Annotated in this window: 10 protein-coding genes; 6 read left to right on the top strand and 4 right to left on the bottom strand. The window is 68.3% G+C overall.

Annotated elements, in window-relative coordinates:
- The first annotated feature begins 19 nt into the window (after window positions 1–19).
- Window positions 20–406, top strand: coding sequence for an SCO5389 family protein (locus tag QMK34_RS11640; RefSeq protein ID WP_326413765.1), 387 nt, complete (start codon window positions 20–22; stop codon window positions 404–406).
- 750 nt (window positions 407–1,156) lie between these two features.
- Here the strand turns inward: QMK34_RS11640 and QMK34_RS11635 are convergent.
- The 4 genes from QMK34_RS11635 to QMK34_RS11620 form a co-directional block, all read right to left on the bottom strand.
- On the bottom strand, window positions 1,157–2,005 hold the full coding sequence (locus QMK34_RS11635; protein WP_326413764.1) for a DUF7192 family protein: 849 nt from the start codon (window positions 2,003–2,005) through the stop codon (window positions 1,157–1,159).
- 3 nt (window positions 2,006–2,008) lie between these two features.
- Window positions 2,009–3,715, bottom strand: a complete 1,707-nt coding sequence (locus QMK34_RS11630; protein WP_326413763.1) for an AAA family ATPase — start codon at window positions 3,713–3,715, stop codon at window positions 2,009–2,011.
- 131 nt (window positions 3,716–3,846) lie between these two features.
- Complete coding sequence (locus QMK34_RS11625) at window positions 3,847–4,359, bottom strand: hypothetical protein (protein WP_326413762.1); 513 nt, start codon at window positions 4,357–4,359, stop codon at window positions 3,847–3,849.
- 17 nt (window positions 4,360–4,376) lie between these two features.
- Window positions 4,377–4,796 (bottom strand): hypothetical protein, encoded by a 420-nt coding sequence (locus tag QMK34_RS11620; protein ID WP_326413761.1) that lies wholly within the window; start codon window positions 4,794–4,796, stop codon window positions 4,377–4,379.
- Window positions 4,797–5,335: 539 nt separating this feature from the next.
- Here QMK34_RS11620 and QMK34_RS11615 point away from each other — a divergent pair.
- The 5 genes from QMK34_RS11615 to QMK34_RS11595 all read left to right on the top strand — a co-directional run bounded on the left by QMK34_RS11615 (window position 5,336) and on the right by QMK34_RS11595 (window position 11,871).
- Window positions 5,336–5,803 carry an NAD(P)H-dependent oxidoreductase subunit E gene (locus tag QMK34_RS11615; protein WP_326413760.1) on the top strand — a complete coding sequence of 156 codons (468 nt, stop codon included), beginning with the start codon at window positions 5,336–5,338 and terminating at the stop codon, window positions 5,801–5,803.
- The gene (locus QMK34_RS11610) at window positions 5,800–7,335 is read left to right on the top strand and encodes a formate dehydrogenase beta subunit (RefSeq protein WP_326413759.1); all 1,536 of its coding nucleotides are present in this window, start codon (window positions 5,800–5,802) and stop codon (window positions 7,333–7,335) included. The genes QMK34_RS11615 and QMK34_RS11610 overlap by 4 nt, the downstream gene beginning before the upstream one ends.
- Window positions 7,332–10,109: a formate dehydrogenase subunit alpha gene (fdhF, locus tag QMK34_RS11605; protein ID WP_326413758.1), complete on the top strand. Its 2,778-nt coding sequence runs from the start codon at window positions 7,332–7,334 to the stop codon at window positions 10,107–10,109. The genes QMK34_RS11610 and fdhF overlap by 4 nt, the downstream gene beginning before the upstream one ends.
- A 3-nt stretch (window positions 10,110–10,112) precedes the next feature.
- Entirely contained in the window at window positions 10,113–10,334 is a 222-nt protein-coding gene (locus tag QMK34_RS11600) for a formate dehydrogenase subunit delta (RefSeq protein ID WP_326413757.1), read from the top strand.
- A 202-nt stretch (window positions 10,335–10,536) separates the two neighbouring features.
- On the top strand, window positions 10,537–11,871 hold the full coding sequence (locus QMK34_RS11595) for a hypothetical protein (protein WP_326413756.1): 1,335 nt from the start codon (window positions 10,537–10,539) through the stop codon (window positions 11,869–11,871).
- The last annotated feature ends 110 nt before the right edge of the window (window positions 11,872–11,981 follow it).

Below are 11,981 nucleotides of genomic sequence, written 5' to 3'. Positions count from 1 at the left end.
ACTTAGCAAGGAGATCAGGGTGTCCCTCACCGTTCCGTCCGCGTTGCTCGAACAGGCACGTGCAGGCGAGGTCAGCGACGAAGACTTCCTGCGTTGTATCGAGAGCTCGTTGCCGTATGCCTGGTCCGTCATCAGCGAGACCGCCGAGAAGCTGCGCGCCAACGGAGGGCCGTCCGCGATCAACGAGAACGTCCCGCCCACCGAGGAGGCATGGGGACAGCTCTTCCGGCTTGTAGCGAGTGATTCAATGCGCGCGGCCGTGGAGAAGCACTACGACGTCAAGTTGGCGTTCCAGAACTGTTGCAAGGTCGGCCTGTTCAGTCCATCCGCGACGGAGGAGTACCGCGAGTTCACCTCGGCGCGAGCCCAAGTCCTGAACCAGAAGCCGGAGCTCCTCAACTGCTAGTCGACTGAACCACCTCGACCCGATGCCCGTAACCAAGGTCCTGAACCTCCGGTTGCGGGCATCGCTTTGTCCGGGGCTAGGCGGACCTTGTGTTCAGAGTTTCTTTTCTTGTTCAAGGCGGCCCCTGCGGGGCCGCGCCGCTCCCGGGGACGGACTCGCGCGGGGCCCCGCCTCCGGCACCCCACGCGGCCCGTCCCCAGCGGCAGACACCTGGGGCCGCATCCAAGGAGAAGAGAAGGTGTCCTCGCCGGACGGGCAGGTCTCCGAGATGGTCGGAAGGGCCAGCACGGAGCGTTCGTCGGTGGCCTGTCGCCATCTCGACGACCTCCCAGAGGGCTATCACACCGAGTCCAGGGGGCCGAGCTTCCCGAGGCAGGATCCGGCCGGCATAGGGCGGCCCCCTGGACTCGGCGCGATCGGGCGTTGCCAGGTCGACGAGATGGCGAAGAGGCCCCCACTTGTAGGTGGAGACCAAGATCAACCCCTGCCTTACCCCCGGAAATCGACGCGATCGACTGACAAGTGATGACCAATTAGGACTGTTTGCTTTCGCTAATGTCGCAGGTAAAGCCATGGAGCGGCAGTGAACGACAAGTGTCGAGCGCTACCGCCCCGAAATCGACCCAGTGCGGGTTCGAACCCCGTCGGGGGCACGTTTTAGCAGGCCATCATCAGTAAGTCTCGAATGGATAGTGCGGCGGTCAGGTCGCGCGCACCCCAGGCTGCCGGATCAAACGGTGGCTGGTGGGGTCAGTCGTGCAGGAGTCCGAGTTCGTTGAATACCGTGCGGCTCCAGGCAAGCGCGGTCGGCAGGTCGTTCCACTGCTCGTCGTTTTCGGACAGGTAGGGAAACACGTACGGGTCGGTGATCTCCGCCGGTAGGTCGGTGGGCTCGCAGGTAAACGGCGGCCGGCCGTATCTGTCGTTTTTCATCATCGTGGCGAATTCGCGCGGCTGAGCGTCCCACACGCCGAACCACAACCGCCGCAACATGGCTGGGTGGGCGACGGCGAAGATCAGCCTGCCGACGTCGAACGGTTCGCCTGCCTCGATCACCCTGGCGACCCGGCGGTAGCGTTGTTTGGTCTCCGGCAGGTGGATCCAGCCGGTGTCGCCGGACCAGATTTCCACGCTGTGGCCTGCGTCGATGATCGCCGTGCAGAGTGTGGCCAGTGCCAGGCCACGGTTGATGATCGACTGGTGCTCGACGGTGTTGCTGTAGCCGGAGGGCACCAGGAAGCTGATGACCTTGCCTCGCCGGGACACTTCGCGTGGCACCGCGTCGACCATGCATTCCGGGATGCCGGACAGGTAGGCGCCGACGTCGACCTCGGCGCCGGTGACGTCCCAGGTCGGTTCCAGCATGGTGACGCCGCGGGACAGCCCCGCGCTGTCCCTGAGTTGCGCGACAGTCACCTCGGCTTCCGCCAGCGCCAGCGGCCAGCCGTCGATGGCCAGCTGGACGGCTTCGTCCCAGGACGCGCCCGGCCAGTCGGTGCCGGTGGCCCTGCTCGACCCGTCGGTGATGGACGGTGCGGCGGTGGCGACGTCGATGAACTCCCGCCAGGACAGTATCGGCGGCAGCGTGAGGGGGTGCATGGCTCAGCTCAGCCCGAGCGTTTTGCTGTGCGCCGGGGAAAGACCGCGAACGACCCGCCACCGCATCACCTGATCGACGGTGGCACCGGCCTCCAGCAGTTTGGCGCCGTCGATGCTCGCACGTGGCGAGAAGAGGACGGGCAGGTTCTTGTCCGCGGCCGCCGCGCGCAGTTCGCGGATCTTGGTGAGGAGGTCGCGTGCCGCGTCCTGGTGGGAGGGCGCGTGCCGCAGCGCGATGCGCTCCTCGAGGCCCTCGTCGATCGGGACGTCGATGACGACGAACCGGTCGAGCGTCGCGGAGTCCAGCGTCTGCCTGCCGGCGTACTGGCGGTCGCCGCCCGCCCCGTAGGTGTTGCCGGTGGCGACGAGCCGGAAATCCGGGTGCGCGTCGACCATCCGGTCCGCGAACGCGCAGGTGCTCAGCGCGAGAGCCTGGTTCAGTTCGGCGAGCAGGCCGGGGTGGCCGTTGTCCAGCTCGTCCAGCAACATGACGCCGCCGTGCTCGAACGCCCGCCTGAACGGTGTGTCGTGGTAGTGGCCGTTCGCGTCGTAGTAGCCGAACACCTTGCTCATCGGTGTGGTCGGCCCCAGCGACAACGCTTGAAACGGGATGTCGAGCGCGAGCGCCGCGTGTTTGGCCAGCATCGACTTCCCGGTTCCCGCCGGGCCTACCAGCAGCACGTGGCAGCGCGCGTGCAGGGCGACCAGCAACTCGGGAAGGACCGCGTGGGCGTCGGAGCCGAGCTTGATCTGTTTCCCGGCAGGGAGCGTAACCATGACGACGTTCGGCGTGAACTCGGCGAGCTTCTTGTCCACGGCCTCGTCGACGGACTTGCCGATCATCTCGCGGACCTGGGTGACGGCGGCCTCGACCACGGCGGGGATCGCCTTGCCGGTTTCCTGTTCCACGGCCTCGGCCGCGCTGATCTGTGCGTGGTCGGTCACCTGGGCGCGGAGTTTCGCGAGGTCGGGGGTGAGCTGCTCGACCGCGTGCCGCGCGAGATTCGGGAGGACGTCCTGCGCCGTCGCGGTCACGGCGTCGGTCAGCGAACAGCGGCTGGCCTCGATCTCGGCCGCCACCGCTCGTGGTGCCGCTTCCTTGACGGCCACGCGAACCGCCTCCAGCACCGTGCCGGACGCGCCGCTGATGAGGTCCGCCCGGATCTCGTCGGTGTCCGGCGTGGCGGCGGCGACGGCGGCGCGGACCAGTTCGGGGATCAGCAGGCGGCTCTCACGTTCGACGGACTCGGTGACCGCGCCGCTGACCCGCTCGGTGCTCTGAGCCACCACACTCGCCAGCGCGTCGGCGGTCTCTCCGCGGATTTGGTCGGCCAGCTCGAGCGTCGCCGCTTCGACCAGCTCCGCCCGCACCTTCGCCGGATCCGGAGCCGCGTTCCGCACCGCGGCCGCGGTCAGCTCCGGCAGCAAACCCTCGGCGGCACGGGTGACCAGGTCTCGCGCGTCACTGTCGAACGCCTGCCGCAGCCCCTCCAGCAGCCTGGCATGTGTCTCGGCCGGATCGGGGGTGACCGCCGTGACCGCGGCCTGGGCGAGGTAGGGCAGCAAGACGTCGGCGTGCTGGCGGATGGTCTCCGGCAGGCGGGCGTGGACCTCGCGGGACACCTCGATCATCAGGCCGGTGTGGGTGAAGATCTCGCGCGCCGTCCCTTGGGCGATCAGCGCGACCTCCTGTTTCAAGCTATCCCGCACAACCACTCCAACTGTCCAGGGGCGGTTGTGGGTCCGGAGAATGAGCAGCTCGCGCGAAACCGGCGGCCACACGGGGTTCAGCCATGCCCGAATACTACGAACGCGGGCCGGGACCGGTCCCGGCCCGCGATTCAGCCGGTGCGGGTCATGTGACTGCCGACGATCAAGCCGCCGCTCACGGTGTAGGTGCCCGTGAAGGTCCTGGTGGTGTTGTCGGTCTGCAGCGCGGACAGGTCCACCTGGACCGTGCCGCCGTTCACGCTGGTGATCATCGCGGTGACCCAGACGGTCGTGGCGAAGCCGTTGACGTAACTCGCGTAGCTGCTTTTGCCGGACAGCTTGTCGCCTCCCAGGTTCCACGCGGCGATGAAGTCGCCGCGGTTGAGGGCGTTGTAGTAGGCGGCGACGGTGCTTCCTTCTGACGTGTCGCCGGGCTGGGCGTAGGTGGTGCGGACGGCGGGCGGCTGGACGTAGACCGTCTGGGGCGCCGGGGAAATCGTGGTCGTGCCCGGCGCGGAGGTGGTTGTCGCGGTGGCGGTGAACACCGGGATCGCGGACCCGGCGGTCATCGACTCGCAGGCCGTGAGCGTGCCCACGGCGGCGACGGTCAATATGACGGCGGCGGAGAACCTTTTCGCGTCCATGGGCATTCGCTTTCTTTTCAGCATGGGGCCACGGCGCCTTCGGTGCCTACCGGACACCAGCCGGGGTGCTCCTTCAGCCATTCCTGCTGAGCTGCCCGGATGCTGCTTTCCGGCGTGCCACGGGCGGCGTCCACACAGCTGCCGGTTTCGCACTTCAGGTTCGTGCCAGGGCCGTAGCACTGGTTCTCGTCCTTCAGGCAGGCGGTCTTGCTGTGCGTGGGAGTGGTCGTCTTCTGCTTGGACGTCGTGCTGGTGGCCGCGATTTTCGTTGTCGCGACGGGCAAGGCCGAACTGGGCGCCGTCGTCGGCGTCTGCGATGACGGGGAGACTGTCGTCGTCACCGTCTCCACGGTGGGTGAGGTTTCGGCGGCGGGGCCGCAAGCTGTCAGGGCAGCCAGTAATGCGGCCGAAAAGATCATTGCCGAAATGCGCGACATGACTTCCTCATTCACACGACTTGCCCGAACGTGCCTTTGTGGCTACACAGTCGCTGGAGTGCGGTGAGGCGTTACGTCGTAAGCAATGCTGCGATCGCGTGACGATCCGGTGCGCGGCGTAACGAAACACACTGAAGATTTTTGTTGTCTGGCAACGACTTCAGGTCGCTGCCAGGGGGAATTTGGCCGTCGAACCGTGGCCGGATCAGTTGTCGTCTTCGCCGCCTGGTGTCGTTGGCCGCGCATCTGTCTACTTTGGACAGTCTCCGGCGGATTTGCGTCTTGCTCTGGTTCGCGTAGCGCTCCGTGCCTCCGGCTCGGGCGAAGTCGCGTCTTCTGGTTTCGGCCGGGCGGGCGCTGGGCCGTCCGGTTTCGGCGGGTCGGGCTGTGGTGTGAGCAGCTGTGGTGTGAACAGCGGTGGTGTGAACAGCGGACGATCCGCCCCTTGACGATTGCCTCGCGGAGTCGCATTCTGTATACCGTATGCAGGATGTCTTATGGACGGAGGCGGCAGGGTGGTCGATCGAGGTGAGACCTCCATGGCGGACCGGACCCGGGCGGTGATCGACGCGCATCGGGGGGACCGGGGTGCGCTGCTGCCGATCCTGCACGGGCTGCAGGCCGAGTTCGGCTACCTCGACCCGGCCCTGGTGCCGGTGCTGGCCAAGGAGCTGAACCTGTCCCGTGCCGACGTGCACGGGGTGATCACCTTCTACCCCGATTTCCGGTCCGAGCCCGCCGGGGCGATGGTGGTGAAGCTGTGCCGCGCCGAGGCCTGTCAGTCGGTCGGGGCGGACAAGCTCGTCGCGTTCGCCGAACAGCTGCTCGGCGGCAAGCTCGGCCAGACCACCTCCGACGGCGCGGTGACCCTTGAGCAGGTGTTCTGCCTGGGCAACTGCGCGCTCGGGCCCGCGGCGCAGGTCGACGGCCTGCTCTACGGACGGCTCGATGAGGGACGGCTCGAAACGCTCATCACCGGCCGGACCAGCGAGACGGGGCACGTATGACCACCACCATCTACGTTCCGCGCGACTCCGCCGCCCGCTCGGTCGGGGCGGACGCCGTGGCCGAAGCGATCGCCCGGCACGCCGCCGAGGCGGGTCTCGACATCCGGGTCGTGCGCAACGGTTCGCGCGGGATGCTGTGGCTGGAACCGTTCGTCGAGGTCGCCACCCCGCAAGGACGCGTCGGCTACGGGCCCGTCACGCCCGCGATGGTCCCCGCCATCGTCGGCGGCGGCGAGCACCACAGCCGCGTCGGCCTGGTCGACGAGCTGCCGTGGATGCGGGCGCAGCAGCGCCTCTGCTTCGCGAGGGTCGGCGTCACCGACCCGATCTCGGCAGACGACTACCTCGCGCACGGCGGGCTGGCCGGGCTGCGCCGGGCACTCGAACTCGAACCGGCCGCCGTGGTCGCCGAGGTCACCGAATCCGGGCTCCGCGGGCGCGGCGGTGCGGGATTTCCCGCCGGGATCAAGTGGAAGACCGTGTCGGAGGCACCTGCCGACCAGAAGTTCGTCTGCTGCAACGCCGACGAGGGCGACAGCGGCACGTTCGCGGACCGGATGCTCATCGAGGGCGACCCGTTCTGCCTCATCGAGGGCATGACCATCGCCGCCCGCGCGGCCGGGGCCACCGAGGGCTACGTGTACCTGCGCTCCGAATACCCGGACGCGGTCGCCACGCTGCGCCAAGCCATCGAGATCGCCTACGCGCACGGCTGGCTCGGCGAGGACATCCTCGGCTCCGGGCTCAGGTTCGACCTCTTCGTGCGGGTCGGCGCGGGGGCGTACATCTGCGGCGAAGAGACCTCCATGCTCGAAAGCCTGGAGGGCAAACGCGGGATGGTGCGGGCGAAACCACCGATCCCGGCGATCACCGGGCTGTTCGGCAAACCGACCGTGGTCAACAACGTGCTCACCCTCGCGTCGGTCCCGGCGGTGCTGGCCGACGGCGCCGGGGCCTACGCGGCGTTCGGCATGGGACGGTCCCGGGGCACGCAGGTTTTCCAGCTGGCGGGCAATGTCGCTCGCGGCGGGGTGTTCGAGACGGCGTTCGGCATGTCGCTCGCCACCCTCGTCAACGACTTCGGTGGCGGCACCGGCTCCGGCCGTCCGCTGCGCGCGGTGCAGGTCGGCGGCCCGCTCGGGGCGTACATTCCCGCGTCCGGAATGGACCTTCCGCTCGACTACGAGGCCTTCGCCGAGGCCAAGGCGATGCTCGGGCACGGCGGCATCGTGGTCTTCGACGACACCGTGGACATGGCGGGCATGGCGCGGTTCGCGATGGAGTTCTGCGCCGAGGAGTCGTGCGGCAAGTGCACGCCGTGCCGTGTCGGCTCGGTGCGCGGCGTCGAGACCATTGACAAGATCGTCGCCGGGCAGGACACCGACGAGAACTTGGCTCTGCTGAGCGATCTCTGCGAGCTCATGACCGACGGATCGCTGTGCGCGATGGGCGGCTTGACGCCGAATCCGGTGCTCAGCGCGCTCCGCCACTTCCCGGACGACTTCACCGCGCGTCAGGAGACCACCCGATGAGCCTGCTCAAGGAACCCGACTTCGGCACCCCCCTGCGGCCCGGCGCCGCGACCGTCACCGTCGAGGTGGACGGGATGCCGGTCAGCGTCCCCGAAGGCACCTCCGTGATGCGCGCGGCGGCGACGAGCGGGATAGAGATCCCCAAGCTGTGCGCCACGGACAACCTCGAGGCGTTCGGCTCGTGCCGCCTGTGCCTGGTCGAGATCGACGGCCGCCGCGGGACCCCGGCGTCGTGCACCACCCCGGTCGCCGAGGGCATGAAGGTGCGCACCCAGACGCCGAAGCTGGAGAAACTCCGCCAGGGCGTCATGGAGCTCTACATCTCCGACCATCCGCTCGACTGCCTCACGTGTTCCGCCAACGGCGACTGCGAGCTGCAGGACATGTCCGGGGTCGTCGGCCTGCGGCAGGTCCGCTACGGCGCCGAGGGCGAGAACCACCTCGAACTCGAGGCCGACACCAGCAATCCGTACTTCGACTTCACGCCGTCGAAGTGCATCTCCTGCTCGCGCTGCGTGCGCGCCTGTGGTGAGGTGCAGGGCACGTTCGCGCTGACCATCGAGGGCCGCGGTTTCGAGTCACAGGTGTCCGCGGGCGGTATGTCCTTTATGGACTCCGAGTGTGTGTCCTGCGGCGCCTGCGTTCAGGCCTGTCCGACGGCTACGCTGCAGGAGAAGTCCGTGGTGGAGTTGGGAATGCCGACCCGCAGTGTGGTCACGACCTGTGCGTACTGCGGGGTCGGCTGCTCGTTCAAGGCCGAGTTGCGCGGCGACGAACTGGTCCGCATGGTGCCGCACAAGGACGGCGGTGCGAACGAGGGTCACTCGTGTGTCAAGGGCCGGTTCGCGTTCGGGTACGCCAGCCATCCGGACCGCGTGCTGAGCCCGATGGTCCGCGAGAAGATCACCGACGAGTGGCGGGTGGTGGACTGGGCGACCGCCATCGCCAAGGTCGCGGACGGGATGCGGGAGGTCCAGGCGCGGTACGGCGTCGGTGCGATCGGTGGCATCACCTCTTCGCGCACCACCAACGAAGAGGTCTACGTCGTCCAGAAAATGGTGCGTGCCGCGTTCGGCAACAACAACGTCGACACCTGCGCGCGCGTCTGCCACTCGCCGACCGGGTACGGGCTGAAGCAGACGTTCGGCACGTCGGCGGGTACGCAGGACTTCAAGTCCGTGGCCAAGGCGGACGTGATCGTCGTGATCGGCGCCAACCCGACCGACGGGCACCCGGTGTTCGCCTCGCGCATGAAGCGCAGGCTGCGCGCGGGCGCGAAACTGGTGGTCATCGACCCGCGCCGGATCGACCTGGTCCGGTCGCCGCACATCGAGGCCGCGCACCACCTGCAGCTCGCCCCCGGCTCGAACGTCGCCGTGGTCAACGCGATGGCGCACGTGGTGGTCACCGAAGGGCTCGTCGATCAGTCCTTTGTGGATGATCGGTGCGAGGACTTCGGCGAGTGGGCGGCATTCATCGCGCGCCCGGAGAACAGTCCCGAGGCCACCGAGGTGACCAGCGGGGTGCCCGCGGCCGAACTGCGTGCTGCCGCGCGGCTGTACGCGGGTGCCGGAAACGCGGCGATCTACTATGGACTAGGGGTCACCGAGCACAGTCAGGGCTCGACGATGGTGATGGGCATGGCGAACCTGGCCATGGCGACCGGCAACATCGGGCGCGAAGGCGTCGGCATCAACCCGTTGCGGGGACAGAACAACGTCCAGGGTTCGTGCGACATGGGCTCGTTCCCGCACGAACTGCCCGGCTACCGGCACGTCTCCGACGACGCCGTGCGCGGGGAGTTCGAGGACCTGTGGGGCCGCGAGCTGATGCCCGAACCGGGGCTGCGCATCCCGAACATGTTCGACGCCGCCGTCGATGGCACGTTCCGCGCGTTGTTCGTGCACGGCGAGGACATCGCCCAGTCCGACCCGAACACCAAGCACGTCACGTCGGCGCTGGAGGCGATGGACCTGGTGGTGGTGCAGGACCTGTTCGTCAACGAGACCGCGAAGTACGCGCACGTTTTCCTGCCGGGGACGTCGTTCCTGGAGAAGGACGGGACGTTCACCAACGCCGAGCGCCGGATCAACCGGGTGCGGCCGGTGATGGCGCCGAAGACCGGCAAGCACGAGTGGGAGATCGTCTGCGAGATCGCCGAAGCGATGGGCTTCGAGATGTCGTACACCCATCCGCGCGAGATCATGGACGAGATCGCGGCGCTCACGCCGACGTTCGCCGGGGTTTCGTTCGACAAGCTGGACAAGCTCGGCAGCATCCAGTGGCCGTGCAACGACCGCGCGCCCGACGGCACGCCGACGATGCACGTCGACGGGTTCGTGCGCGGCAAGGGCCGGTTCGTGCCGACGACGTTCGTGCCGACCGAGGAACGCAGCACGCGCAAGTACCCGCTTATCCTCACCACCGGGCGGATCCTGAGCCAGTACAACGTCGGCGCGCAGACCCGGCGGACGGCGAACATCGCCTGGCATCCCGAGGACCTGCTGGAGATCCATCCGCACGACGCCGAGGTTCGCGGGATCATCGACGGCGACACGGTTTCGCTGTCGAGCCGGGTCGGGGCGACGACGCTGCGGGCGACGTTGTCCGACCGGATGCCGGTCGGGGTCGTCTACACGACGTTCCACCACCCGGTGACCGGCGCGAACGTGGTGACCACGGAGAACTCCGACTGGGCGACGAACTGCCCGGAGTACAAGGTGACCGCGGTGCAGGTCGGCCTCCGGTCCGCCGTGCCGGCGCTGGCGGACTGACCCGTGACGCACACCGTGTCCCCGCAGGTCCGGCTGGCCAACGAGATCGCCCTGCAGTTCCGCGGGCAGGACGTGGACGCCGCCGCGGCGAAAATCGACAGGCACATCCGCGACTTCTGGGACCCGCGTATGCGGGCCGATCTGCTCCACCGGGCGGAGACCGGGGTCGAAACGATGGATCCGCTGGTCGTGGCCGCGGTGCGGTTGCTCCGGCACCAGGCGTAGACCTTCACGCACCTGCTGACTGCCCCTGAAGGCCACCATCACGGCGTAAAACGCCGTGATGGTGGCCTTCAGGGGCAATTCGGCGGTGGGTTGCCGCGGCGGTGGCAGGTACCGGTCACCGGTCGGCAATCGGCGTTCCGGCGAGTACGTTCAGTTACCGGGCCCGATCGGGCAAGGCCGACTGTTCACGAAAGGATCGCCGATGCGTCCCGAATCGTGGGCCCGCTGGCTGGCCGTCTCGCTGCTCGGCCTGGCCTCGGCCGGGTGCACGTCGACCGTCGCGGGGACACCGGCGTCCGTGCCGCCGCCGCCGCCGTTGCCGCCCGCGGTCCGGGCGCCGGTCACCTGGGCCGACACCCTGTGCACGACCGTCAAGGAGATGGACGGCCTGCGCAAGGAAATCGATCTGGTCAACCAAAACGCGGGTACGCCCGCCGCCGATTCGTACGCCCGGTCGTATGTGATGCGAATCAGCCAGTCGGTCGCGGGCATGGTGAAGGATCTCAAGGAGGTCAAACCGGCGGGTATCAAGGCGGCGGACGGTTTCGGCGCGGAGCTGACGAAGGTTCTCGGGACACTGGCGGCGAAACTGCCGTCGACGGACGATCCCGCGACCATGACGAACCCGGACTTCCAGAAAGCAGCCAAGGCCCAGGAGATCGCCGCCGTGATCGCCGCCGTGGAGCCGCAACGGCCGAAGCTGGCCGGGCTGGCCAGGGCCGTCCCCGAGTTGGGGGTGTCCTACAACCTGGCGCCCGCGTGCGAGCCGGTGCCGCTCTTCGGCGTGCTCGCCCCGGCCACACCCGCCCGCGCGCTCGTTTCGTGGTCGGACACGCTGTGCCAGAGCGCTCGAACCCTGTCCGGCCTGCAGACCAACCCGCTCGACGACGTGGCGAGCGGGGACCCGCGCTTCGCGCAGTTCGCCGGGATCGAGCTGGGTCAGTACCTCAGATCGGCCGCGTCCCAAGTCGACCAGCTCACGCAGCAGCTCGCGCCGCTCCCGCCGACCGGGGTCAAGGAGGCGGACGACTACCGGGCGAGCCTGCTGACGGCCCTGCGTGCCGCCGCCGGGAAGATTCCGCCCGCCCCGGGACTGGGTCAGTCCTACGACACGCCGGTCGACGAGCTGAAGCCGGCGGTCGCTCAGGTGGCCGGGGTGTTCGCCGAGCTCAAGCCCAGGGGAGCGCAGCTGGCGCCCATCGCCGCGCGCAGCCCGGTGCTCATGGCCGCGTACGGCCTCAGCCCCCACTGCGAGCCGCCCGCGCCGATGCCGGTCGCGCGCAACGGCACCGACGTCGCGGCCTGCCAGTCCGGTCAGTGTCAGATCCAGGTGACCGGCAAGGTGGACGTCACGGTGAGCGGGCTGAAGTTCTCGGTCGTGGTCACCGGGGACGGCGTGACCATCACCGACGATTCGGCCCGGTTGCGGATGGGCGCGGGGGGCGGTGGTGCGGTGGGAAAGGACGGCAAGACGGTCCACTTCCACGTCGCCGGGTTGACCGCGACCGCGGCTGTGCTGGATATCTCGACTTCGTGACCACAGTGGACAGTCGGGGACTCCAGAACTTGAGTCAACGCGGCTGATTGACTGGGCGGTCGTGGCACGGGGGGCAGTCCACTCCGACAGGTTTGCCTAGGCCCGCGAAC

It is taken from the genome of Amycolatopsis sp. H20-H5 (genome assembly GCF_035828755.1).
Lineage (GTDB): Bacteria > Actinomycetota > Actinomycetes > Mycobacteriales > Pseudonocardiaceae > Amycolatopsis.
Note: the sequence above shows the minus strand (reverse complement) of the source record. Positions and strands in the feature narration are given on the sequence as shown.